The 23,745-nt window shown below is 67.9% G+C and carries 23 protein-coding genes; 11 read left to right on the forward strand and 12 right to left on the reverse strand.

All coding sequences use genetic code 11. The features are described from left to right. Positions 1–143: 143 nt before the first annotated feature. A complete protein-coding gene (locus tag EV650_RS33630; RefSeq protein WP_134123191.1) occupies positions 144–1,325 on the forward strand; it encodes an amidohydrolase in 1,182 nt (393 codons plus the stop codon). Here EV650_RS33630 and EV650_RS33635 read toward each other — a convergent pair. Continuing rightward, positions 1,322–2,896: an acyl-CoA mutase large subunit family protein gene (locus tag EV650_RS33635; RefSeq protein WP_134123192.1), complete on the reverse strand. Its 1,575-nt coding sequence runs from the start codon at positions 2,894–2,896 to the stop codon at positions 1,322–1,324. The two genes, EV650_RS33630 and EV650_RS33635, sit on opposite strands and share 4 nt — an antisense overlap. A gap of 134 nt (positions 2,897–3,030) precedes the next feature. On the opposite strand from EV650_RS33635, the gene EV650_RS33640 reads away from it, so the two are divergent. From EV650_RS33640 to EV650_RS33655, 4 genes are all read left to right on the forward strand, one after another. After that, the gene (locus tag EV650_RS33640; protein WP_134123193.1) at positions 3,031–3,261 is read left to right on the forward strand and encodes an AbrB/MazE/SpoVT family DNA-binding domain-containing protein; all 231 of its coding nucleotides are present in this window, start codon (positions 3,031–3,033) and stop codon (positions 3,259–3,261) included. Then, positions 3,248–3,682 carry a type II toxin-antitoxin system VapC family toxin gene (locus EV650_RS33645; RefSeq protein ID WP_134123194.1) on the forward strand — a complete coding sequence of 145 codons (435 nt, stop codon included), beginning with the start codon at positions 3,248–3,250 and terminating at the stop codon, positions 3,680–3,682. The genes EV650_RS33640 and EV650_RS33645 overlap by 14 nt, the downstream gene beginning before the upstream one ends. A gap of 74 nt (positions 3,683–3,756) precedes the next feature. Further along, positions 3,757–4,899 carry a glycosyltransferase family 4 protein gene (locus tag EV650_RS33650; protein ID WP_238174646.1) on the forward strand — a complete coding sequence of 381 codons (1,143 nt, stop codon included), beginning with the start codon at positions 3,757–3,759 and terminating at the stop codon, positions 4,897–4,899. Next, on the forward strand, positions 4,896–6,125 hold the full coding sequence (locus tag EV650_RS33655) for a glycosyltransferase (RefSeq protein WP_439648823.1): 1,230 nt from the start codon (positions 4,896–4,898) through the stop codon (positions 6,123–6,125). The genes EV650_RS33650 and EV650_RS33655 overlap by 4 nt, the downstream gene beginning before the upstream one ends. Positions 6,126–6,233: 108 nt before the next feature. Here EV650_RS33655 and EV650_RS33660 read toward each other — a convergent pair whose 3' ends face one another. Beyond that, complete coding sequence (locus tag EV650_RS33660) at positions 6,234–7,043, reverse strand: MBL fold metallo-hydrolase (protein WP_134123195.1); 810 nt, start codon at positions 7,041–7,043, stop codon at positions 6,234–6,236. Positions 7,044–7,228: 185 nt separating this feature from the next. Here EV650_RS33660 and sdhC point away from each other — a divergent pair, with 185 nt between their 5' ends. The 5 genes from sdhC (at position 7,229) to EV650_RS33685 (ending at position 11,735) form a co-directional block, all read left to right on the forward strand. Next, positions 7,229–7,606: a succinate dehydrogenase, cytochrome b556 subunit gene (sdhC, locus tag EV650_RS33665; protein WP_134123196.1), complete on the forward strand. Its 378-nt coding sequence runs from the start codon at positions 7,229–7,231 to the stop codon at positions 7,604–7,606. A 1-nt stretch (position 7,607) separates the two neighbouring features. After that, a complete protein-coding gene (locus tag EV650_RS33670; protein WP_134123197.1) occupies positions 7,608–8,063 on the forward strand; it encodes a succinate dehydrogenase hydrophobic membrane anchor subunit in 456 nt (151 codons plus the stop codon). Positions 8,064–8,070: 7 nt separating this feature from the next. Next, a complete protein-coding gene (gene sdhA, locus EV650_RS33675) occupies positions 8,071–9,813 on the forward strand; it encodes a succinate dehydrogenase flavoprotein subunit (protein ID WP_134123198.1) in 1,743 nt (580 codons plus the stop codon). Next, the gene (locus EV650_RS33680) at positions 9,813–10,517 is read left to right on the forward strand and encodes a succinate dehydrogenase iron-sulfur subunit (RefSeq protein ID WP_134123199.1); all 705 of its coding nucleotides are present in this window, start codon (positions 9,813–9,815) and stop codon (positions 10,515–10,517) included. Before sdhA ends, EV650_RS33680 begins: the two co-directional genes overlap by 1 nt. 66 nt (positions 10,518–10,583) lie before the next feature. Beyond that, on the forward strand, positions 10,584–11,735 hold the full coding sequence (locus EV650_RS33685; RefSeq protein WP_134123200.1) for a WD40/YVTN/BNR-like repeat-containing protein: 1,152 nt from the start codon (positions 10,584–10,586) through the stop codon (positions 11,733–11,735). Here EV650_RS33685 and EV650_RS33690 read toward each other — a convergent pair. Next, a complete protein-coding gene (locus EV650_RS33690) occupies positions 11,732–12,154 on the reverse strand; it encodes a DUF2000 domain-containing protein (protein ID WP_238174648.1) in 423 nt (140 codons plus the stop codon). The genes EV650_RS33685 and EV650_RS33690 overlap by 4 nt on opposite strands. 52 nt (positions 12,155–12,206) lie before the next feature. Continuing rightward, positions 12,207–13,034 (reverse strand): M55 family metallopeptidase, encoded by an 828-nt coding sequence (locus EV650_RS33695; protein ID WP_134123201.1) that lies wholly within the window; start codon positions 13,032–13,034, stop codon positions 12,207–12,209. A 23-nt stretch (positions 13,035–13,057) separates the two neighbouring features. Between EV650_RS33695 and EV650_RS33700 the strand changes: the two genes are divergently transcribed. After that, positions 13,058–13,849 (forward strand): helix-turn-helix transcriptional regulator, encoded by a 792-nt coding sequence (locus EV650_RS33700; RefSeq protein ID WP_134123202.1) that lies wholly within the window; start codon positions 13,058–13,060, stop codon positions 13,847–13,849. On the opposite strand, the gene EV650_RS33705 is transcribed toward EV650_RS33700, so the two are convergent. The 8 genes from EV650_RS33705 to EV650_RS33740 all read right to left on the reverse strand — a co-directional run bounded on the left by EV650_RS33705 (position 13,821) and on the right by EV650_RS33740 (position 23,686). Continuing rightward, positions 13,821–14,051 carry an SCO4848 family membrane protein gene (locus EV650_RS33705; RefSeq protein WP_134123203.1) on the reverse strand — a complete coding sequence of 77 codons (231 nt, stop codon included), beginning with the start codon at positions 14,049–14,051 and terminating at the stop codon, positions 13,821–13,823. The two genes, EV650_RS33700 and EV650_RS33705, sit on opposite strands and share 29 nt — an antisense overlap. Next, positions 14,052–16,814, reverse strand: coding sequence for an AAA family ATPase (locus EV650_RS33710; RefSeq protein WP_134123204.1), 2,763 nt, complete (start codon positions 16,812–16,814; stop codon positions 14,052–14,054). Positions 16,815–17,045: 231 nt separating this feature from the next. Then, positions 17,046–18,548 (reverse strand): amino acid permease, encoded by a 1,503-nt coding sequence (locus EV650_RS33715; RefSeq protein ID WP_134123205.1) that lies wholly within the window; start codon positions 18,546–18,548, stop codon positions 17,046–17,048. Positions 18,549–18,634: 86 nt separating this feature from the next. Next, positions 18,635–19,354 (reverse strand): FadR/GntR family transcriptional regulator, encoded by a 720-nt coding sequence (locus tag EV650_RS33720; protein ID WP_134123206.1) that lies wholly within the window; start codon positions 19,352–19,354, stop codon positions 18,635–18,637. A gap of 174 nt (positions 19,355–19,528) precedes the next feature. Continuing rightward, complete coding sequence (locus EV650_RS33725) at positions 19,529–20,305, reverse strand: 3-oxoacyl-ACP reductase (RefSeq protein ID WP_134123207.1); 777 nt, start codon at positions 20,303–20,305, stop codon at positions 19,529–19,531. Further along, positions 20,306–21,652 (reverse strand): aldehyde dehydrogenase family protein, encoded by a 1,347-nt coding sequence (locus EV650_RS33730; RefSeq protein WP_238174649.1) that lies wholly within the window; start codon positions 21,650–21,652, stop codon positions 20,306–20,308. Then, positions 21,649–22,353: a gamma-glutamyl-gamma-aminobutyrate hydrolase family protein gene (locus EV650_RS33735; protein WP_238174650.1), complete on the reverse strand. Its 705-nt coding sequence runs from the start codon at positions 22,351–22,353 to the stop codon at positions 21,649–21,651. The genes EV650_RS33730 and EV650_RS33735 overlap by 4 nt, the downstream gene beginning before the upstream one ends. Then, a complete protein-coding gene (locus EV650_RS33740; RefSeq protein WP_238174651.1) occupies positions 22,334–23,686 on the reverse strand; it encodes a glutamine synthetase family protein in 1,353 nt (450 codons plus the stop codon). The genes EV650_RS33735 and EV650_RS33740 overlap by 20 nt, the downstream gene beginning before the upstream one ends. Positions 23,687–23,745 lie beyond the last annotated feature (59 nt).

Raw genomic sequence — 23,745 nt, forward strand, 5'->3', positions numbered from 1 at the left:
ATTTCGACAACATCTCCGGCCCGGTCACCGGCTGCGGTGCCGGCGTCACGGTGTGCACGCTCCGTGGTTGCGTTCACCGTCTGTGTTCGTCACCACCCGTCACCTGGGCTGTACGGCGTGCCTCGGGGTGTCACAATCTCCGGATGAGTCATCAGTTGCTGGCCGCGGACGTCCTGGCGCGCGTCGAGGCGGTGCGCGAGGAGATGGTCGACGTACGGCGTGATCTGCACGCGCACCCGGAGCTCGGGTGGCACGAGGTCCGCACGACCGAACTGCTCGAGAAGCGGCTGGTCGCGGCCGGACTGTCGCCGCGGGTGCTGCCGACCGGGACCGGGCTGATCTGCGACATCGGGTCGGGCGACACGTGCGTCGCGCTGCGGGCCGACATCGACGCGCTGCCGGTGCCGGACGGGGTGGACGCGCCGTGGCGGTCGACTATCGACGGGGTGGCGCACGCCTGCGGTCACGACGTACACACGTCGGCCCTGCTCGGAGCGGCGCTGGTGCTGGCCGGGATGGCGCGTGACGGGCAGCTCGATCGGCGGGTGCGGGTGATCTTCCAGCCGGCCGAGGAGGTGATGCCGGGCGGGGCGCTCGGTGTGATCGCGGCCGGCGGACTCGACGGAGTACACCGTATTTATGGTCTGCACTGCGACCCACGGCTGCAGGTGGGACAGGTCGGGTTGCGGGTCGGCGCGCTGACGGCGGCTGCGGATCGGATCCTGGTTCGGCTGACCGGGCCGGGTGGTCATACGTCGCGGCCACACCTGACTGCCGACCTTGTTTATGCGCTCGCGACTTTGGTGTCGGAGCTTCCGGCGGCGCTCTCCCGGCGGGTCGACCCGCGGGCGGGGATGTCTCTTGTTTGGGGCCGCATCACGTCCGGCTCGGCCGCCAACGCGATCCCGTCGCGGGGTGAGGCCGAAGGGACCTTGCGTTGCCTCGACGCGAACGCGTGGCGGCTCGCGGAGGAGCTCATTCCGACCCTGGCCGCGCAGATCGTCCGCCCGTACGGCGTGGAGGTCGACACCGAGGTCACGCACGGCGTACCGCCCGTCGTGAACGACGCGACCGCGATCAACGTCCTGCACGACGCCGTACAGCAGACCCTCGGCTCCAGCGCGATCGCACCCACCGACCAGAGCCTCGGCGGCGAAGACTTCGCCTGGTACCTCGAACACACCCCCGGCGCGATGGCCCGGCTCGGCGTCCGACCACCCACCCTAGAAACCGCCGCCGACCTCCACACTCCCGGCTTCACCCCCTCCGAAGAAGCCATCACCCTAGGCACCACGGTCCTGACCTCAACCGCCCTACTGGACTAGAACGTGTCGGCGGGGATGTAGACGCCCCAGACTTCGCGGAGGGTGTTGCTGACTTCGCCTACGGTGGCTCGGGCTTTGAGGGCCTGTTTCATCGGGTAGAGGCAGTTGTCGTTGCCTTGGGCAGCTTTTTTCAGGGCGGCGAGGGCTTCGTCCACCGCGGTCTGGTCGCGGGTGGCGCGGAGGGTGGCCAGGCGGGCTGTTTGCTGAGCCTCGATGGTGGGGTCGACGCGGAGCGGCTCGTAGGGCTCTTCCTCGGCGACCCGGAACTTGTTCATGCCGACGACGACGCGTTCGGCCGAGTCGATCTGCTGGGCGATCTGGTACGCCGAACGTTCGATCTCCTGCTTCTGGAAACCGACCTCGATCGCGGCGACCGCACCGCCGTACTCCTCGACCTGGTCCATCAGCTCGACCGCGGCGGCCTCGACCTCGTCGGTGAGCGACTCGACGACGTACGAGCCGGCGAAGGGGTCGACGGTCGCGGTGATGTCGGTCTCGTAGGCGAGGACCTGCTGGGTGCGCAGCGCGAGGCGGGCGGCCTTCTCGGTGGGGAGAGCGATCGCTTCGTCGTACGAGTTCGTGTGGAGGGACTGTGTGCCTCCGAGTACGGCGGCCAGGCCCTGGACGGCGACGCGGACCAGGTTGATCTCGGGCTGCTGCGCGGTGAGCTGGACGCCGGCGGTCTGGGTGTGGAAGCGGAGCATCTGCGACTTGGGGTTCTTGGCGCCAAAGGAATCGCGCATCACCCGGGCCCAGATCCGCCGCGCGGCGCGGAACTTCGCGACCTCTTCCAGCAACGTCGTACGGGCGACGAAGAAGAACGACAACCGCGGCGCGAACTCGTCGACGTCCAGCCCGGAGGCGAGCGCGGCGCGGACATACTCGATCCCGTTCGCCAGCGTGAAGCCGATCTCCTGCGCGGGCGTCGCGCCGGCCTCGGCCATGTGGTAGCCGGAGATCGAGATCGTGTTCCAGCGCGGCAGCTCCTTCTGGCAGTACGCGAAGATGTCGCTGATCAGCCGCAGCGACTCCTTCGGCGGGTAGATGTACGTCCCGCGGGCGATGTACTCCTTCAGTACGTCGTTCTGGATCGTCCCGGTGAGCTTGTCGGCGGAGACGCCCTGCTCCTCGGCGACCAACTGGTACAGCAGAAGCAGCACCGAACCGGGCGCGTTGATCGTCATCGAGGTCGACACCTGGTCCAGCGGGATCTTGTCGAACAGCACCCGCATGTCGTCGATCGAGTCGATCGCCACCCCGACCTTGCCAACCTCGCCGGACGCGATCGGCGCGTCGGAGTCGTACCCCATCTGGGTCGGCAGGTCGAACGCGACCGACAGGCCCATCGTGCCGGCGTCGATCAGGTGGTGGTACCGCTGGTTCGACTCGGCCGCCGTCCCGAAACCGGCGTACTGGCGCATGGTCCAGGGCCGCTGCGTGTACATCGTCGGGTAGACGCCCCGGGTATACGGGAACTGCCCCGGCTCACCCAGCTTCGCCTCCGGATCGAACCCGTCCAACGGCTCGTAAACCGGCGAGAACTCGAACCCAGACTCGCTGCGATGACTCATCCTCCCACCGTAGGCCGAACCACCACCCAACTGGTATGCACCAGGTGGGTGACGTCGAGCACGCCGAGTGAACAGCGCGCTCGAGCGACCTCGGGTATGATTCCTACTGGTTGGATTCCTACCAGGAGGTGTCCATGAAATTGCGGCCAAAGGGTCAACTGACCGTACCGGTGGAGATCCGCGAGCATCTGGGGCTCCACGACGGGGACGAAGTGGAGTTCGTCGTCCGCGGGAACGCCGTACAGCTTGTCCGCGCGAAGTCCAACCGGTCGCACGGCCGGCGGGCTGCCGCACGGCTGCGCGGCCGTGGCACGAGCGGCATGAGCACCGACGAGATCATGGAGCTGCTGCGTGGCGAGGACTGACCTGTCACTGGTCCGGCCACCGACAACTCTCGTCGACGCCTGCGTCATCCTCGACCTCACCACCGACGACCCGAAATGGGCCGACTGGTCGGAGGACGCCCTCGCGCAAGCGGCCGACGAAGGACCACTGGTGATCAACCCGATCGTGTACGCCGAGGTGTCGGTCGACTTCAATTCCGTCGAGGAGCTCGACGCAGTCCTCGACGAGGGCGAGCTGGGACGCGAGCCGCTCCCGTTCGACGCCGGATTCCTGGCTGGGAAGGCATTCCTCACCTACCGTCGGCGCGGAGGGCCTCGCCGTTCGCCGCTCGCCGATTTCTACATCGGAGCCCACGCCGCGATCGCCGGCCACCGGCTCCTCACCCGCGACGCCAACCGCTACCTCACCTACTTCCCAACTGTTCCGCTCATCGCCCCCTGACCCGCGCCCTGCGCCCATCCGTCGACAGGGGATCGACGTCGTGTCACGAGAGCGTCGCCCAGGGTTCATGCACGGTGAGGAACCTTCGAGATGTGCGAATCGTGATGGTTGCCGAGACCTTCCTGCCGCAGATCAATGGCGTGGCGAACACGGCTCGCCACGTCGCCGACCGGCTGCGTGCCCGCGGGCACGAGCTGCTGATCGTCGCGCCCGGACCGGGCCCCGACGCGTACGGCGACGTACCGGTACTGCGGGCCCGCAGCTTCCGGACGCCGGGGTACAAGGAGTACCCGGTCGGGCTGCCGGACCCCTCGATCGAGCGCGCGATGGCCGACTTCAAGCCGGACCTGGTGCACCTCGCCTCGCCGTTCATCATCGGCGCGTACGGGCTGCGCGCGGCCCGCAAGCTCGGCGTGCCTACGGTCGCGATCTTCCAGACCGACATCGCCGGGTTCGCCCGCCAATACCCCTGGTACGCCGCCGCCGACCGCGGCATCTGGCGCTGGGTGAGCCGCACGCACTCCCGCGCCGACCGCACCCTGGCGCCCTCGACCTCGGCTGTCGACGCGCTGGTTCAGCGCGGGGTACCTCGGGTGTATCGATGGGGCCGCGGCGTGAACCTGGACCTGTTCGACCCCAAGCACCGCGACGAGAGCTGGCGCCGGGAGATCTCCCCGGACGGCAAGCCGATCGTCGGGTACGTCGGCCGGCTGGCCGCCGAGAAGAAGGTCCGTCGGCTCGCCGAGCTGACCGATCTGGACTGCCGGATCGTGATCGTCGGCGACGGCCCCGACCGCGCCTCGCTGGAGAACGCGTTGCCGACGGCAACCTTCCTCGGGATGCGCCGGGGCGCCGATCTGGCGTCGATCTTCGCCGGGCTCGACGTGTTCGTGCACACCGGCGAGCACGAGACCTTCTGCCAGACGATCCAGGAGGCGCAGGCTTCCGGCGTGGCAACGGTCGGTCCGGCCGCGGGAGGTCCGCTCGACCTGATCCAGCCGGGTGAGAACGGTCTGCTGTTCGAGCCGGGCAAGACCGGATCGCTGCGTGACCAGGTGAAGATCATGCTCGACCACCCTGCCGCCCGCAGCCGGATGGCGGCGAGTGGCCTGCAGCGGGTGCAGTCCCGGACCTGGCCGGCGGTGGTCGACGATCTGGTCGACCGGCACTACGCCGAGGTCCTGCGTGAGGCGGCGGCTGTCCGGCGGGTCGCGTGAGTGCACTGAGGATCGCCCAGCTGGCCAACTTCGTCGGCCCGACGTCCGGTGGGATGCGGACCGCGATCGAGCAGATCGGCCAGGGGTACGTCGAGGCCGGCGCCGAGCGGATCGTGATCACGCCGGGTGAGCGCGACACCGTCGAGGAGACCGCGTCCGGCACGGTGGTCCGGGTGAAGGCGCCGAAGGTGAGCGGCGGCTACCGGCTGATCACCAACCCGTGGAACGTGATCGACGTACTGAAGAAGTTCGGCCCGACCACGGTCGAGATCTCGGACAAGTCGACGCTGCTCCCGGTCGCGCGCTGGGCCCGCCGGAACGACATCGGCACGGTCCTGTTCAGTCACGAACGCCTGGACGCGATGCTGGCGCTGGGCTCGGCCCGCCCGGGTCAGCTCGGCGGTCACGACGTACTGCGTCCTGGGCGGATGCTCGGCGAGGTCAGCCAGCGCACCAGCCGCTGGACCGGTGAGAGCGTTCAGCGCCGGGCCGAGGGTGTGAAGGCCAGCCAGCTCCATGTGGTCGCGACGGTTGCCGCGCTGTACCGGATCCTCAGTCGCACGTACGACGCTGTTGTCGTGACGTCCCGCTACGCGGCGGCCGAGTTCGATGAGGTGACGACCCCGCTGGTGCGGATCCCGCTGGGGGTCGACCTGGAAACCTTCCATCCGTCCCTGGGCGCGCCAGTGGACGACGGCGTACTGAAGCTCGTGCACGCCGGGCGGCTGTCGCGCGAGAAGAGCCCGCATCTTGCGGTTGCCACGGCGGCCGAGCTGCACCGCCGTGGCGTCAAGCTACGGATGGACGTGTACGGCACCGGACCGCACCTCGACGAGTTGGTCGAGATCGCGGGCGATGCGCCGGTCACGTTCCACGGGTACGTCGACGGCCGCCACACGCTGGCCAGGCATCTCGCCGAGGCCGACGTCGCACTGTCCGTCTGCCCCGGCGAGACCTTCGGCCTGGCCGTCCTCGAAGCCCTCGCCGCCGGTACGCCGGTAGTCACCGCCAACACCGGCGGCGCCCGCGAGCTGGTCGACGAAACCTGCGGCCGCTGGGCGCCGGCCAACCCGTCCGACCTCGCCGACGCCACCCTCGCCCTGGCGCAACTCCCCAACCGCAGAGCCGCCGCCCGCCACCGCGCCGAGCTCTACAACTGGGACACCTGCATCCGCCACATGCTCGCCCTGCATGCCCGCCTGGCCCAGTCGCGGATCGCAGCCTGACGGGCGGCAGCTCGACAGGAGGTGTCGCCGATTCCGGCATCTTCCGATGTCCGGTTGAGCGTGAGCGATTGGCCCAGTGGACGTATACGCACTGTCGAGCTGCAGACGTCAGGTCAGATGGTCGTAGTCGCCCCGGGTCCAGGCGGCGTGGCGGTCGGCTGAGCGGCGGACTACTGCCTTGGCGTCGACGGGGATGCTGGCGCCGAAGTTGTTGTAGAGGCGGTCGTACTCGTAGGGGTCGAGGGAGCGGGCGACTCGGTCTACTACCGCACCGGACAGCGGGATGCGGTTCGGGTAGCTGCGCATGAAGCTGACCGAGGTGCGGTCGGGGTTGGCGAAGATGGTGTCGCCGGACAGGATCACACCCTTGCCCTCGGCACCGTTCTGCCAGTGCACGACCGCGCTGCCCGGGAAATGACCGCCTGGTTGAAGAACCGTCACTCCGGGTAGCGGCGTCAGTGTGCCGGACCAGGTCTGGATGACCGCGTCCTGGCGCGCGACCCATTCCTTGTCCGGCTCCGAGACGTACACCGGTACGTCGCCGAGACGGTGGCTCCACTCGACCTGGACGCCGTACATGTGCGGATGACTGGCGATGATCGCGACCACGTCGCCGTGCTCGCGGACCCGGCGTACGGCGTCGTCGTCCACGTACCCGATCGGGTCCCAGAGCAGGTTGCCCGCGTCCGTTGTCAGCAGCATCGACTGCTGGCCGATCCCGACCGGCGGCTTCGAGCGGATGCCGTACAGGCCGGGCTCCACCTCGGCGATGGTCACCTCGGTGCCGGCCAGCTCTTCGAGCGTGGTCCAGTGCTGGCCGTCGGCGGGCACCCACTGCCGCTCGTCGGCGCAGATCGCACAGACCTCGACCTGCTCGGAGTGTTCGACCGCGCAGGTCGCACAGATCCAGAAACTCACTGTCATTCTCCCCTTAGGCTCTGATGTGCCGGTAAGCCAACGCGTTCAAGCTCAGTTGAAGTCAAGCGCATCGACGCGACCGAGATCACACGCCTGGCGATCGATGTCACATCTGTCAGGACATTTCACCTCTCGGAGCGGGTCTAGCATCAAGACGACCTGGCGTTTGCGACGAGGAGGAACTGGTGCCCAGCAAACCAGCCGGCACGCTGTACCGCGGCCGGGAGGGCATGTGGTCATGGGTCGCGCACCGGATCACCGGTGTCGGGATCTTCTTCTTCCTGCTGGTGCACGTGCTCGACACCGCGCTGGTCCGGGTCTCGCCGCACGCGTACAACGAGGTCATCGGCACCTACAAGAACCCGATCGTCGGCCTGCTAGAGGTCGGTCTGGTGGCGGCGATCCTGTTCCACGCGTTCAACGGCATCCGGCTGATCCTGATCGACTTCTGGGCCAAGGGCCCGCGCTACCAGCGGCAGCTGATGATCGGCGTCGGGGTGATCTGGGTGGTGCTGTTCGTACCGTTCGTCATCCGGCATCTGACCCACGTGTTCGGAGGCTGAGATGTCGGAGATCGCTGCTCCCCGGTCCAGTTCGCGCAGCCGCTCTGTGAAGGGCGGCGGACGGAACCACTCCGGTCAGACCAACTTCGAGCTGTACAGCTGGTTGTTCATGCGGCTGTCCGGGCTCGCGCTCGTCATCCTGGTGCTCGGGCACCTGTTCGTGAACCTGATGCTCGGCGGCGGGATCACCGCGCTGGACTTCGGTTTCGTGGCCGGCAAGTGGGCCAACCCGCTCTGGCAGGTCTGGGACCTGTTGATGCTGTGGCTGGCCATGCTGCACGGCGGCAACGGGCTGCGCACGATCATCAACGACTACGCCGAGAAGGACCAGACCCGGTTCTGGCTGAAGGCCCTGCTGATCACGGCGGCGCTCGTCATCGTCGTACTCGGCACCCTGGTGATCTTCACTTTCGATCCCTGCCTCGACCCGAACAGCACGCTGTCCGTCTGTAAGTAAGGAAGTCATGCAGCAACATCAGTACGACGTCATCATCGTCGGCGCGGGTGGGGCCGGAATGCGGGCCGCGCTGGAGTCGAGCACGCGGACCCGGACCGCCGTACTCACCAAGCTCTATCCGACCCGGTCGCACACCGGCGCGGCCCAGGGCGGCATGTGCGCCGCGCTGGCGAACGTCGAGGAGGACAACTGGGAGTGGCACACCTTCGACACGGTCAAGGGTGGTGACTTCCTGGTCGACCAGGACGCGGCCGAGGTGATGTGCCGCGAGGCCGTCGACGCGGTGCTCGACCTGGAGAAGATGGGTCTACCGTTCAACCGGACCGCCGAGGGCAAGATCGACCAGCGCTTCTTCGGCGGACACACCCGCAACCACGGCGAGGCCGTCGTACGGCGTTCGTGCTTCGCGGCGGACCGTACCGGTCACATGATCCTGCAGACGCTGTACCAGCAGTGCATCAAGCAGAACGTCGAATTCTTCAACGAGTACTACGTTCTCGACCTGCTGATGACGGACGGCAAGGCGAGCGGCGTGGTCGCGTACGAGCTGGCGACCGGCGAGCTGCACGTGTTCTCGGCCAAGTCGGTCATCTTCGCCTCGGGCGGGTTCGGGAAGGTCTTCCGTACGACGTCCAACGCGCACACGCTGACCGGTGACGGGATGGGCATCGTCTGGCGGAAGGGTCTGCCGCTGGAGGACATGGAGTTCTTCCAGTTCCACCCGACCGGCCTCGCGGGTCTCGGCGTACTGCTGTCAGAGGCGGCCCGTGGTGAGGGCGGCATCCTGCGCAACTCGGACAACGAACGCTTCATGGAGCGGTACGCGCCGACGGTGAAGGACCTTGCACCGCGGGACATGGTGGCCCGGGCGATGGCGAACGAAGTACGAGAGGGTCGTGGCTGCGGGCCCGACAAGGCTTATGTGATGCTCGACCTGACTCACCTCGAGCCGGCCCACATCGACGCGAAGCTGCCGGACATCACGGAGTTCGCCCGGACGTATCTGGGCGTGGAGCCGTACACCGAGCAGATCCCGGTCTTCCCGACCGCGCACTACGCGATGGGCGGCATCCCGACCAACATCAAGGGCGAGGCGCTGGCCAACAACGAGGACGTGATCCCCGGCCTGTACGCCGCCGGCGAGGTCGCCTGCGTCTCGGTGCACGGTGCGAATCGGCTGGGCACGAACTCGCTGCTCGACATCAACGTATTCGGCCGGCGGGCCGGTATCGCGGCAGCGGAGTACGCCGAGACCGCGGTCTTCGAGGAGCTGCCCGACGACCCGTCAGCGTACGTCGTGGACCTGGTCGAGGGGCTGCGGACGTCCACCGGTGAGGAGCGGATCGCGGCGATTCGGTCCGATCTGCAGGCGACGATGGACCTGAACGCGCAGGTCTACCGGACCGAGGGCTCGCTCAAGCAGGCGCTGGTCGACATCGAGGCGCTCAAGGAGCGGTTCAAGAGCGTCGGGGTCCAGGACAAGGGCCGGCGGTTCAACACCGACCTGCTCGAGGCGGTCGAGCTCGGCTTCCTGATCGACCTGGCCGAGGTGCTGGTGGTGTCCGCGCTGGCCCGCAAGGAATCCCGCGGCGGGCACTTCCGCGAGGACTACGCGACCCGCGACGACGTGAACTTCATGCGGCACACGATGGCGTACCGCGAGGTCGATGCTGAGGGCAACGAGAACATCCGGCTCGACTACAAACCGGTCGTCCAGACCCGTTACAAGCCGATGGAGCGCAAGTACTGATGGACGTGAAGGTCAAGATCCTCCGGTACAACCCCGAGGTACTCGACGAGGCCGAGTGGAAGACGTACTCCGTCACGCTCCAGCCGACCGACCGGGTCCTCGACGCGCTGCACAAGATCAAGTGGGAGCAGGACGGCACGCTGACCTTCCGCCGGTCCTGCGCGCACGGGGTCTGCGGCTCGGACGCGATGCGGATCAACGGCCGCAACCGGCTGGCCTGCAAGACGCTGATCAAGGACCTGAACCCGGGCAAGGAGATCACCGTCGAGCCGATCAAGGGCCTGACCGTGCTCAAGGACCTGGTCGTCGACATGGACCCGTTCTTCGAGGCGTACCGCGCGGTGATGCCGTTCCTGGTCACCAGCGGTCACGAGCCGACCCGGGAGCGGATCCAGTCCCAGGCCGACCGGGACCGGTTCGACGACACCACCAAGTGCATCCTCTGCGCCGCGTGTACGACGTCCTGCCCGGTGTTCTGGTCCGACGGCCAGTACTTCGGCCCGCAGGCGATCGTCGGCGCCCACCGGTTCATCTTCGACAGCCGCGACGAGGGCACCGAGCAGCGGCTGGAGATCCTGAACGACAAGGAAGGCGTCTGGCGCTGCCGGACCACCTTCAACTGCACCGACGCCTGCCCGCGCGGCATCGAGGTCACCAAGGCAATCCAGGAAGTGAAGCGCGCGCTCATCTTCCGCCGGGTGTGATCGGCTGCCCCAGGCGTCACATAAACTTCTCCCCGGCCATCTTCGGGGGTGATTGTGTACGCGCGCGTGCGTGAGTTCTTCGACCGCTACTACCCGCGACTGGTAGAGCTGTTGGAGCGCTGCGGCGTACCCCGGAGCAAGCCGCCGCTACTCGTGCTCGGCGTACTGGCCGCCACCACGTCCGTCGTCATCGCGACGCTGGTGTGGATCTCCCACCGGACCGGAGCCGACGACGCGCCGGTCGCGATGGAGCCGGCGGCCGCTGGGCGAGCCGGGATCGACGTGGTCAACGCCGAGCGGGCGCAGGTGCTGTCGATGACGATGGTGACCCGGAACCGCTGGGCGGCCGGCTGGTCCGACTGCACCACCGCCCCAAATTGCCGGTACGCCGCCGTGGTCGACCGGGACGGCGCCCGCGCCACCGCACCAGAGTGGCCGGTCCCGTACGCGACCCTGCAGGCGGGCGACGAGGCGATCGCGGTCGCACCGCCCCGCGAGGGCACGCTGACCGGAGGCGCGGCGCTGATGTTCCGGCTCACGTACGACGGCCCGGTGCTGACCCGCCTCCGGTACCGGCTGCCGACCTCGACCTTCCAGCCCGACGAGATCCTCACCGACCAGATCGTGCCCGGCCGGATCGTGGTGGTGAACCCGAAGGAGTTCACCGTCCGGATGCTCCAGACCCGCGGCACCCGGTCGCCGGTCTGTGACACCACCGGCCGCTGCTGGATGCTGACCGGGATCGGCCGGACCGACATCGTCTGGACCGACGACGGCGGCAAGACCTGGCGCGCGCAGGCGCTCGACAGCCACAACCAGCTCGGCGAGCTCGCCGTCAGCCCGGACGGCAGCACCCTGCTGACGACCTCGATCATCGTCGGCGACAGCGGGCAGGCCGTCGCGAAGATGCGGATCTCCAAGGACCGCGGGGCAACCTGGACCGTCGTCCAACACCCACCGGCGACCCTGACCGCGCCGCCGCTCGCCTTCGACGACGGCACCGCGCTGATGCTGGGCGGCCCGGCAGGCGCTCGGCCGCGGCTGTACCGGGTCCGCGACACCTCCGCCAACCTGGACAAGGGCTACCCCGGCGACCTCGCCGACCTCTCCGGCGACGACCACCTGATCTACGGCTTCGAAGTCCCCAAACGCCGCACCACCGAGGTAGTCCTCAGCACCGACCAAGGCGCCACCTGGACCAAGTTCGCCCCCCGCTAGTGGTGTTTGGTGGCGCCCTTGAGGATCTTGTCGACGGCGTTCTTGGGGCCGTAGACGGCGATGCCGACCAGGTCTAGTTCGGCGGTGGCGACTGCTTTCACGGCAGCCCGGTTGTCGCGGTCGTTGCCGGTGGCAAACAGGTCCTGGGTGAAGACGGCGTGCTCGACTTCTCGGCGTACCGCCCGGTCGTGGGCGGTGGTCATGAACTCTTTGCTGCCTTCGAAGACCATCACCGGCTGGCGGAACATCGGCAGGTAGCGGGTGCCGTCGGCGTCCTCGTAGGGTTCGCCCACGACCTCCGGATGCGTACCGGCGATCCCGCTGACCAGGAACGCGGTCACGTTCAACCGCTGCCACACCGCCAGATCGTCGCGCAACAGCACAGCAATCTTCGTATCAAATCTGATCGGCTCATCCACAGCACCGATCGTCACCGAAGACCCCGGCGGCCGTCTTGTACGTTTTAAGCCTCTAGCAGTATGGCGGGTTCGACGTGACGGCTGTGCAGACTCGCAGGAACAGGTTGAAGAGTCGGTAGAGCTGGAGCATGTCGCCCTCGACGGTCACCGTGCGGTCGTCACGCCGTTCGACACCGGGGATGGCGGTGAGGTGCGAGGCGACGGACGCGGACTGCCAGCGGACCGTGAGGGTGCGGGGACCAGGCGGCGCGTCGGACGGCGAGAGGCTGCGAAGGGCTTGCGCCGCCGTCGTCTCGATCGACTCGTGGGATTCGGCGACGGGGACGAGTTGGGCGGCGAAGCGGTCCTTGGCGAATTTGACCGGGACGGTGGCGACGGTCGGGTCCCAAGACTTCATTTCGTCGCAGGCGGTGTCGTCGCCGGTGAGAAGGGCGACGGGTACGCCGTACGCGGCCGACGCGGCGTGGAGGAGGCCGATCTCGCCGGTGAGCTGGTCGTCGAGCCAGATGTCCTCGATCTCGTGGCCCATGAAGCTGTGACTCAGTACGCCGAGAACGCCGGCCCGGGCGTGGAATCCGATGCAGACAGTCGCTTCGTACTCGCTGGTGAGGCCTTCGATCATGCCCATCGGCTTCGGGCGGCCCTTGATCAGGCGGGCGCGGGGGTCGAGCAGGTCGGGGAGCAGGTTGCGCATCGGGCCGTGGGCGTCGTTGACCAGGACGGCTGTCGCGCCGGCGGCGTACGCACCGCGGATGGCCGCGTTCACGTCCTGGGTCATCAGCACCCGGCCGCGCTCGTAGTCGCGCCCCGGCGGCTGCACGTCCTCCGCGTCGACCAGTCCGGTGACGCCTTCCATGTCCGCACTCACGTAGACCTTCACGCCGAGAAGCGTATGTTCTGAGTATGAGTCGTGGCGCCACGGTCCGGGCGTGGCGGCCCGGGCTGGCCGGGGTCGTCGAGGTTCTGCACGCCCACTTCCCGTCGCATGCGTACCCGAGCCACACCCACGACGCGTGGACCGTGCTCATCGTCGACGAGGGCGCCGTACGGTACGACCTGGATCACCGCGAGCACGGGCTCGCCCAGGCTCAGGTCTCGCTGCTGCCACCGCATGTGCCGCACGACGGGCGGTCGGTGCGGCCGGAGGGGTTCCGCAAGCGGGTGCTTTACCTGGCACCGGATCGGCTCGGGGACGGCCTGATCGGCGCGGCCGTCGACCAGCCGGAGTACGTCGACCCGCTGCTACGGCACCGGATCCACCAGCTGCACGGCGTACTGCGGGATGGTCTGGAGGATCTGGAAGCGCAGAGCCGGTTGACGCTGATCGAGGAGCGCCTGCAGCAGCACCTCCGCCGCCACGTGGTCGATCCACCGGACCGGTACGACGCCGGCGTCGCCACGCGGCTACGTGAGCTGCTGGACGCGAACGTCGCCGATGGGATCACGCTGGAGGATGCGGCGAAGGTGGTGCATGCGCATCCGGCGCATCTGGTGCGGGCCTTCAGCCGGGAGTTCGGGATGCCGCCACATCGGTATCTGACCGGACGGCGGGTCGATCTCGCGAGGCGATACTTACTCGACGGGCATCCGGCCGCTGAGGTGGCAACGTTGGCCGGCTTCTACGACCAGTCGCATCTGAACCGGCACTTCCGGAAGATGCTTGGTGTTACACCGGCGAGTTTTGTGAAGCCTTAGACGCCTTGTACGCACGGACACCCCAGGTGCCGAGCAGTACGGCGATCAGCAGGTTCACGATGACCAGGATGGTGTGCGCCACGTAGTACCCGGTCGGGCGGCCCTCGGTGTCCATCAGCGCTTTGATGAAGCGCAGATACGTGATGACGTTCCAGGCGGCGATGGCCAGCAGGATCAGGGCGTGCTTGCGTTCGAGTTTCACCTAGCCATTGTGACCAGGGCGGTCCACGGTCCGGAGTAGCTGGGTGCGGTTGGCGACGCCGAAGCGGCGGTAGAGGCGGGTGAGCTGGGACTCGACCGCCTTCACCGACAGGTAGAGGGCCGCGGCGATCTCGCGGTTGGTGGAGCCGTCGCGGACCATCGAGACGATCTGCTGCTCGTTGTCGGTCAGCTCGGAGGGCTGCCGGCTCCGGCTCGGTACGTCGAGACGCGCGAGCTCAGTCTCGGCCACCTCGCGCCAGGCGGGAGCGCCGTACGCCTCGAACTGCTCGATCGCGTCCAGGAACGCGGTCCGCGCGACCGATCGGCGGCGGGCCTGCCGGGCGACGCGGCCACGGGTGAGTTCGCAGCGGGCGAGGTCGAGCGGGTAGACCCGGTCCCCCGCCGTACTGATCGTCTTCTCGAGCAGCTCCAGCGCCGCGGCCGGGTCGCCCTGCTTGGCGATCAGCAGCGCCTCGGACCGGGCCAGGCCGATCATGATCACGGCGCGGTCCAGGTTCTCCGCGCGGGTCCGGATCTCGGCGATCAGCGCGGCCGCGTCGTCCAGCCGGCCGGCCGCGACCAGCGCCTCGGCATAGTCGGCGTGCCACGGGATCACGGCCGGGTCGTACGGCATCGCGGCCTCGCCCGACTCGGCGACCGCGTCGAACGACTCGACCGCACGCTGCGGATCCCCGGTCAGCACCCCGATCAGCCCGAGACTGACCAGCGCCGGGCCGGTCCACTCGTCGTTCGCGACCAGGCGGACGCCTTCGAGCGCGGCCTCGGCCAACTGCCGGCCCATGGCCGCCGAACCGCCGACCCACTCGGCCCGGCTGGCGATGATCATCCCGACCTCGGCCTCGTCACCGATGTCCTGCATCAGCTGGTAGCACTCGTGTCCGGCGGCCAGCGCGTCGGCGCCACGTCCGCTGCGCTCGTAGATCGCGGTCGCTGAGATCAACGCGGACGCCAGCCAGCGCATCGCGCCGTGGTCGCGGACCTCGTCGACCAGCGCGGTGATCGCCGTGATCGCCTTGTCGGTCCGGCCGCGGAACAGCTCCCGCATCGCCGCCATCTGGCGCGCGTTCACCACAGTCCTGGTCAGCGGCAGGCTGCTCGCCAGCTCGGCGGCCTGCTCCAGCACGGCATCCGAGGACTCATCGGCATCGCGAGCCATCAAGACCGAACTCGCCGCACTCAGCGCGTCGACGATCGCTTCCGTGTCGCCGGACTCGCGCGCCAGATCCTCGGCGATCCGGGCGTCCTCCTGCGCGTCGTCCAGGCTGCGGTCGAAGTAGTGGCTGTGGCTGCGCTCGATCCGCACCCGGGCCTCCAGCCGCTTGTCCCCTGCGGCCGCCTCGAATGCTTCCGCGAGCAGCTCGACCCGATGGTCGCGCTCCGGCCAGACCGCGTCGGCGCACAGGAGCAGCGCGGGCACCTTGGTCTCCGGCGTCATCGCCGCCTGTACGGCGAGGCGCGCCATGTCGGCCGATTCCGCGACGTGTCCGGCAGCTGCTGCGTCGTCGGCGGCCCGGGTCAGTCTCCGGGCGCGTTCGTCCGGCTGCGTGCTCGGCGTCCGGTCTGCGCTTAGCTTCCAGAGGGTCGCGGCGGCACCGGGCGCGCCACGGCCGGCCGCAACGACAGCGGCCTCCTCGATGGTGACCGCCAGCTCCGGGTCTGCCTCCTGGGTGGCGAGAGCGCGGTGGGTCGCCTTCTCGACCGGCTCGTCGACCACGGCCGCCAGCTGGGCGTGGGCCTGACGGCGGGCGGCAGACGTGGCTTCGGCGTAAACGAACTCGCGGAGCAGCGGGTGGGTGAAGCGGAGGCGTTCGGCGGTGATGTCGATCAGCCCGAGGGTCTCGGCTTCGGCCAGGTTGGTGTCGATCCGGCGGTCGAGGGACCGGGCGAGCTGGGTCGTGGTCGGGCGCGGCGAGGACGCGGCGTGCAGGAGCAGCTCGTGGGCGCCGGCAGTCAGGTCGGACAGGCGGTCGCCGAGCAGGATCTTGAGCCGGCTGGACACCGGGAGCGGGTCGTTCGGCGAGACGCTCTTCGGATGCCGCAGTACTGCGCGACCGAGCTCGAGCGCCATGAACGGGTTGCCGGCGCTCGCCGCGAAGATCCGCCGCGCAGTACGGACCGGGAGCGGGCTCGACAGACGCTGGCGGAGCAAGCCGAGAACGTCCGGCTCGGTCAGCGGCGGGACCTCGAGCTGGAGCACGGGCTCCGGGCAGGCGTCGGCCATGATCGGCAGGTCGCCATCGGCCACCTGCTCAGTCGCGAGCAAGTGCACGCCCTCGGACAGGCGGCGGGCGCAGAAGGTCAGGACCTCGAGGCTGGACGGGTCCACCCACTGGATGTCGTCGACGACCAGGAGGACCGGGCCGGTGGTGGCGAGGCGGCGGAGGACGTGCAGTACGGCGAGGCGGACAGCGAGCTCGTCCCGGACGGTGTCGGGCGCACTCGCCTTCAGCAGCGCGACCTCGAGAGGTTGACGGAGATGGTCGGGGAGCACCTGCCAGGCGAACTCGAGCTGGTTGGACAGCAGATCCAGCAGTGTGACGTACGGGAGGCCGGCCTCCGAATTGGACGGGGCCGCGCTGAGAATCCGGCAGCCCTTCCGGCCACGCTCCGCGACGAGAGCCCGGCCGAGAGCCGACTTGCCGATACCGGTCGGGCCGTAGAGCAGCACACTGCCGCTGGTCTCGAGCTGCTTGGTAGCACGCTCGACCAGTCCGGCACGCCCGACCAGCTCGTCGTCAGTCATTCAGCTCCCCGAAGGATTACCTTCGCTGATTATCACAGGAAACGACCGTCCGACACGGCAAGTGTCACATCACGAAAGTTTCTGGACACCATCCTGTCACCGACCGCTGCCCAGATCCGAGCAGTCGCGACGGCACGATCGTGCCGGGGCACCGGATGGTCTACGCCTTGTAGACAAAGTTCAACCGCCTGCCGAACTCTTGCGCAGCAGGCGGTTGAACTTAGTTCTGGACTAGATAACTTCGAGGTCGCGCTCGATCTCGGCCAGCTCTTCCTCGCTGCCCTGGACCTTGGGTCCGGTGAACCAATGGCGAGCGGAGACGAACCAATAGACGGCCGCGAAGCCCAGGACGACCAGGACTGCTAGCGGTGTGTAGTTGAAGGTGCTGCCGGTGACGGGGCTGACCTGAGGCAGCATGAACAGGATCGTGATGAAGCAGACCCAGACGATCGCGATGATGCCGATCGGGCGGCTCCATCGGCCGAGGTTCCACGGGCCGGGCTGGAAGCGGTCACCCTGCATGAGCCGGAGCAGGGTGGGCAGGACGTAGGCGATGTAGAGACCGATCACGGCGATCGACGTGACTGCGGCGTACGCCGTCGCGTTCCACAGGTACGGCAGGCCGAGGACGAAGGCACCGGCCGCGGCCAGCCAGATCGCGTTGGTTGGCGTCCGGGTCCGCTTGTTGATCTTGTGCCAGAGGCTCGACCCGGGCAATGCGCCGTCCCGGGAGAACGCGTAGATCATCCGCGAGTTCGCCGTCACCGACGACATCCCGCAGAACAGCTGGGCTCCGATCACGACCAGCAACAGGATCTTCCCGGTGACCTCACCGACCGCGTCGATGAAGATCTGCGCCGGCGGTACGCCGCTGGAACTGTGCAGCGACCCGTCGTAGTTCTGGATCGCGAACGTCAGGCCGATCAGCAGCACCCATCCGGCCACGAGTGACACCAGGATCGACATCACGATCCCGCGTGGACCGGACCGCGCCGCGTCATGCGTCTCCTCGGTCATGTGCGCGGAAGCGTCGTACCCGGTGAAGGTGTACTGCGCCAGCAGCAAGCCGAGCAGTGCGACGTAGAAGGTCGAGCCCCACCCGGTGTTGTTGACGAAGTGGCCGAACACGAACGACGCCGACTGGTGCTTGTCCGGTACGAAGACCAGGACGCCGACGATGATCAGTACGCCGAGAATGTGCCACCAGACGCTGATGTCATTGAGCCGCGCGACCAGTTTCACGCCGAACGAGTTCAGCAAGCCGTGCACGATCAGGATGATCCCGAACAGCAGGATCGTGTGCCCGGGCGTTGCGGTGAACCCCCACTGCAGGTCCAGGAACGCGTTCAGGAAGAACGCCGCCCCGAAGTCGATCCCGGCCGTCACCGCGACCTGGCCGAGGAAGTTGAACCACCCGGTGAACCACGACCACGCGGCGCCGTTGGACGGCGCGAGTTTCGCGGACCAGTAGTACAGCCCGCCGGCGGTCGGGTAGCTCGAGCACACCTCCGCCATCGCGAGGCCAACGAACAAGGTCATCAGCCCGACGATCGGCCAGCCCCAGACGATCATCACCGGGCCGCCGGTGTTCATCCCGAACCCGTACAGGGTCAGGCAGCCGGACAGGATCGAGATGATCGTGAACGACACCGCGAAGTTCGAGAACCCGGACATCGTCCGGTTCAGCTCTTGTGCGTAACCCAGTTGGTGCAGGCGATCCTCGTCGTCCGTCATTGAGCCTCCTAGACACACAGCGCCTCAATGGTCTTCCCCCAGACCTTTACGCAATTGAGGCATCCGGTATCGCGAGTGTCAAGGAGTCAGGCGAGAAAGCCGTGCAGGAGGACCGCCGTACCCGAGAGGTGTTCCTGCATCGCCTGCCGGGCGGCCTCCGGGTCACCGGCCAGGATCGCGTCGACGATCGCCGTGTGCTGCTGGTTCGAGTGCTGGATGTTGCGCTCGAGCAGGGGGATCGCGTCGAGGAGCTCGTTGAGGCGCATCCGGACGTCGGCCATCGCCGAGGTCAGCGACGGCGAGCCGGTCACCTCGGCGATCGCAAGGTGTAAGCGTGAATCCAGGCGACGGTAGTCGGCCAGGCGTGCGGCCGATGTGTCGGCGAGGCAACGTTCAAGATGGTCGCGTTCGCCGCTGCTGAGCTCCCGGGACGCGGCCGTTTCTGCGGCGCCGGTTTCCAGCACGGAGCGCAGCGTCAGGGCGTCGTCCAGTCCGTCGGCGAGGTCGCGGGCGAGCCGTTTGGCCGTCGTACGGCGGGGTTTCGGCAGCTGCTCGTTGACGAACGTGCCGCCGTACCGTCCGCGCCGGGACTCGACGTACCCGGCCTCGGTGAGGGCGTGGATCGCCTCCCGGAGCGTGACCCGGCTGACGTTCAGCCGGGCCGCCAGCTCGCGCTCCGGCGGCAACCGGTCGCCGGGCACGACGACGCCGAGCTTGATTGCCTGGAGCAACCGCTCGACCGTCTCCTCGAACGGGTTCCCGGCCCGGACCGGCCGGAACACCGCGTCATCTGCCTGAACGACCATGAGGCCAGACTAGGGGGTGTCTCCCGCTCCCACGCCGTAGCGAGCAGGTGCTCGGTGCGGTGCATCGGCGCGCGGGAGCGAAGGTCTCGATGCGGAGCATCGTGGCCTTTGCTCACGTGCGCCGAGGTGCCGTGCCGAGTGCCGCGCAGTAGGCGTGGGAGCGGGAGACACCCCCTAGATCGGTGTTACGTAGGCGCCCGAGATTCCGCCGTCGACGAGGAACGTGTTGGCGGTGATGAAGGACGAGTCGTCGCTGGCCAGGAAGGCGACCGCGGCGGCGATCTCGTCGGGTTCGCCGAAGCGACCCATCGGGACGTGGACCAGGCGGCGCTGGGCGCGCTCCGGGTCCTTGGCGAACAGCTCGGTCAGGAGTGGGGTGTTCACCGGGCCCGGGCAGAGTGCGTTCACCCGGATCCCCTGCCGGGCGAACTCGACGCCGAGCTCCCGGCTCATCGCCAGTACGCCGCCCTTCGAAGCGGAGTACGAGATCTGCGAGGTCGCCGCGCCCATCACCGCGACGAACGACGCCGTGTTGATGATCGACCCCTTGCCCTGCCGTTGCATGTAAGGGATCGCGGCCTTGCAGCACAGGTAGACCGAGGTCAGGTTGACCTCCTGGACCTTTCGCCACGCCTCCAGTCCGGTGTCCAGGATCGACGCGTCATCGGGCGGCGAGATGCCGGCGTTGTTGAAGGCGATGTCCACGCTGCCGTAGGTGTCGAAGGCCTGTTTGAAGAGGTTCTCGACCGCAGTGGGGTCGGTGACGTCGGTCTGCACGAAGAGGCCGCCGACCTCGTCCGCGGCAGCCTTGCCGGCGGCCGGATCGAGGTCACCGATCACGACGTGCGCGCCCTCCGCTGCAAGCCGTCGTACCGTGGCCAGACCGATCCCGCTCGCACCACCGGTCACCACGGCGACGCGACCCTCGAGCCGATGAGCTTGTGAGTCCATTCAGTCCTCCGTACTGATGAAGATGTTCTTGGTCTCGGTGAACGCGGCCAGCGCGTCCGGACCGAGTTCCCGACCGAGGCCGGACTGCTTGTAGCCGCCGAACGGTGTCGAGTACCGGACCGACGAGTGCGAGTTGATGGAGAGATTGCCGGCTTCGACACCGCGGCCGACCCTGATCGCGCGACCGACGTCCCGCGTCCAGATCGAGCCGGACAGCCCGTACTCGCTGTCGTTCGCGATCCGCAGCGCGTCGGCCTCGTCCTCGAACGGGATCACCGCGACCACCGGCCCGAAGATCTCCTCGCGGATCGCCCGGTCCGACGCCGGCGCGAGGACCGTCGGCGGGAACCAGAAGCCGGGGCCGCTCGGCGCAGTCCCTTGAAATGCTGGGTTCTCGACGTACGACGCCACTTGCTCGCGTTGCTTGGCGGAGATCAGCGGCCCCATCTCCGTTGCCGGATCGCTCGGATCGCCGACCTTGAAGTTCTTCACTGCGGGTTCGAGGAGTTCCAGGAAGCGGTCGTACGCCTTGTTTTCAACGAGGATCCGGGATCGCGCGCAACAGTCCTGGCCGGCGTTGTCGAACACGCCGTACGGCGCTTGCGCTGCCGCCTTCTCCAGGTCCGCGTCGGCGAAGACGACGTTCGCGGACTTGCCACCCAGCTCCAGCGTCAACCGCTTCACCTGGTCGGCACAGCCGGCCATGATCTGTTTGCCTACTGTGGTCGAGCCGGTGAAGACGATCTTCCGGACGGCGGGATGCGTGACGAACCGTTGCCCGACCACGGTGCCTTTGCCTGGCACGACTTCGAATACCCCGGGCGGAATGCCGGCCTCCAGCGCCAGCTCGCCGAGCCGGATCGCGGTCAGCGGCGTGAGCTCGGCCGGCTTGAGTACGACGGTGTTGCCGGCGGCAAGGGCTGGGGCGAAACCCCAACCCGCGATCGGCATCGGGAAGTTCCAGGGCACGATCACGCCCACCACGCCCAGGGGTTCGTGGAAGGTGATATCGATGCCCCCAGCAACGGGAATCTGCTTGCCGAACAGGCGTTCCGGCGCGGCCGCGTAGTACGTCAGGACGTCGCGGACGTTGCCTGCCTCCCAGCGGGCGTTGCCGATCGTGTGGCCGGCGTTCTCGACCTCCAGCTCGGCCAGGTTCTCCAGGTCGGCGTCGACCGCGTCGGCGAACCGTCTCAGCAGCTTGCCGCGGTCGGCGGGCGTCACGTTTCGCCAAGTTTCGAAGGCCTTTGCGGTTCTGGCGATCGCGGCGTCCGTCTCTTCTTCGGTGGCCAGCGAGATCGTGCGGATCACCTTTTCGGTGGCCGGGTTGATCACGTCATACGTCACGTTGCACTCCTGATCAGAGCGGTGAACAGCCGCAGGTCGTCGGGGGTCTCCTCCGGATGCCATTGCACACCGAGCGCGAAGTCGTGGCCTCTGACTTCGGCCGCCTCGACCGTTCCGTCGCCGGCGCGGGCGGTGACCTTCAACGCCGGTGCGACGACATCGATGGCCTGGTGGTGGTAGCAACTGCCGCCGGCGTGATCGCCGAGGATGCGAGCGGTGAGGGTGCCGGGCTCGACCTTCACCTCGGTGGTGCCGAACACCGCGGGCGACGGGCGGTGCTCGTCGTGCGCGACGACGTCGGGGAGGTGCTGGTGCAGCGTGCCGCCGAGGGTGACGTTGAGCATCTGGAGGCCTCGGCAGATCGCGAGGAGCGGGAGATCGCGGTCCAAGGCGGCCTCGATCAGCACGCGCTCGTGCTCGTCGCGGCCCGGTCTGGTGTCGACTGTTTCGGGATGCGCTGACGCTTGATAGGACGCCGGATCGACGTCGCAACCGCCTGCGATGACCAGGCCGTCGAGCACGTCGAGGATTGTGGTGTCGGTGCCGACTGGAGGCAGTAGAAGCGGCACCCCTCCGGCCGCGACTACCGCATCCAGGTACACCTTCGGGAGCAGAGCAGCCTCCCGCTGCCAGATCCCCCAGGTCGCCGGCTCCAGGTACGTCGTGATGCCGATCCGGGGCCTAGAGTCGTTCGAAACCACGGACCCGCTCCCAGTCGGTGACAGCAGCGTCGTACGCATCGAGCTCGACCCGCGCTGCGTTGGCGTAGTGGTCGACCATCTCGTCGCCGAACGCCTCGCGGGCGAGCTTCGAGCCGGTGAAGAGCGCAGCCGCCTCGCGCAACGTCGCCGGTACGTGCTCCTTGTCGGACTCGTAGGCGTTGCCGACCAGCAGCGGCTCCAGCTCCAGTTCGTGCTCGATGCCGTGCAGGCCGGCGGCGATGATCGCGGAGACGGCGAGGTACGGGTTCACGTCGCCGCCCGGGAGGCGGTTCTCGACCCGGAGCGACTCGCCGTGGCCGACGACGCGGAGCGAGCAGGTGCGGTTGTCGAGACCCCACGCGATCGCGGTCGGCGCGAAGCTGCCTTTCTGGAATCGCTTGTAGGAGTTGATGTTCGGGGCCAGCAGATAGGTGAACTCCGACAGGCACGCGAGCTGACCGGCGATGAACTGCTCCATCAACCGGGAGAACCCGTGGTCACCGTCTCCGGCCAGGACCGCGTCACCGTCGGTCGAGCGGAAGCTCAGGTGGATGTGACAGGAGTTGCCTTCACGCTCGTCGTACTTCGCCATGAAGGTCAGACTCTTGCCGTGCTTGGCCGCGATCTCCTTCGCCCCGGTCTTGTAGATCGAGTGGTTGTCGCAGGTGGCAAGCGCCTCGTCGTACCGGAAGGCGATCTCGTGTTGCCCGAGGTTGCACTCGCCCTTCGCGGACTCGACGTACAGGCCGGCGCCGGTCATACCGTTGCGGATGTCGCGGAGCAGCGGCTCGATCCGGGACGTGCCGACGAGCGAGTAGTCGACGTTGTACTGGTTCGAGGGGGTCAGATCGGCGTACCGCTTGTTCCAGGCGGTCTCGAAGGTGTCGTCGAACACGATGAACTCGAGCTCGGTGCCGACGTACGCCTTCAGGTTCCGTTCGGCCAGCCGGTCGAGTTGGGCTCGTAGTACCTGACGCGGCGACGCGACGACCGGGGAGCCGTCCAGCCACTCGACGTCGCAGAGGACCATCGCCGTACCTTCGAGCCACGGGATCAGCCGGAGCGTGTCCAGGTCGGGCGCCATCACCATGTCGCCGTACCCACGCTCCCAGGACGACATCGCGTACCCGTCCACGGTGTTCATGTCCACGTCGACCGCGAGCAGGTAGTTGCACCCCTCGGTCCCGTGCTTCAGCACCTCCTCCAGGAAGTACCGAGCACCACACCGCTTCCCCTGCAACCGCCCCTGCATATCAGTGATCGCCACCAACACCGTGTCGACCTCACCAGCCTCAACCAGCCCCCGCAGCTCCTCCACACCCAACACAGCCACTCCCGGAGTCTATTGGTCTACGTCCAGTCCATTGACTCAACCCCACCGCCCGCTGTCAA

It is taken from the genome of Kribbella kalugense (genome assembly GCF_004365875.1).
In the GTDB taxonomy this organism is placed as follows: Bacteria; Actinomycetota; Actinomycetes; order Propionibacteriales; family Kribbellaceae; genus Kribbella; species Kribbella kalugense.

Bases quoted from the DNA above. Each gene is read 5' to 3' on its own strand.
- EV650_RS33680 (WP_134123199.1), top strand. From the start codon at position 9,813: ATGGACGTGAAGGTCAAGATCCTCCGGTACAACCCCGAGGTACTCGAC.
- EV650_RS33710 (WP_134123204.1), bottom strand. From the start codon at position 16,814: ATGACTGACGACGAGCTGGTCGGGCGTGCCGGACTGGTCGAGCGTGCT.
- EV650_RS33670 (WP_134123197.1), top strand. From the start codon at position 7,608: ATGTCGGAGATCGCTGCTCCCCGGTCCAGTTCGCGCAGCCGCTCTGTG.
- sdhA (WP_134123198.1), top strand. From the start codon at position 8,071: ATGCAGCAACATCAGTACGACGTCATCATCGTCGGCGCGGGTGGGGCC.
- EV650_RS33640 (WP_134123193.1), top strand. From the start codon at position 3,031: ATGAAATTGCGGCCAAAGGGTCAACTGACCGTACCGGTGGAGATCCGC.
- EV650_RS33635 (WP_134123192.1), bottom strand. From the start codon at position 2,896: ATGAGTCATCGCAGCGAGTCTGGGTTCGAGTTCTCGCCGGTTTACGAG.
- EV650_RS33700 (WP_134123202.1), top strand. From the start codon at position 13,058: ATGAGTCGTGGCGCCACGGTCCGGGCGTGGCGGCCCGGGCTGGCCGGG.
- EV650_RS33720 (WP_134123206.1), bottom strand. From the start codon at position 19,354: ATGGTCGTTCAGGCAGATGACGCGGTGTTCCGGCCGGTCCGGGCCGGG.
- EV650_RS33630 (WP_134123191.1), top strand. From the start codon at position 144: ATGAGTCATCAGTTGCTGGCCGCGGACGTCCTGGCGCGCGTCGAGGCG.
- EV650_RS33725 (WP_134123207.1), bottom strand. From the start codon at position 20,305: ATGGACTCACAAGCTCATCGGCTCGAGGGTCGCGTCGCCGTGGTGACC.
- EV650_RS33715 (WP_134123205.1), bottom strand. From the start codon at position 18,548: ATGACGGACGACGAGGATCGCCTGCACCAACTGGGTTACGCACAAGAG.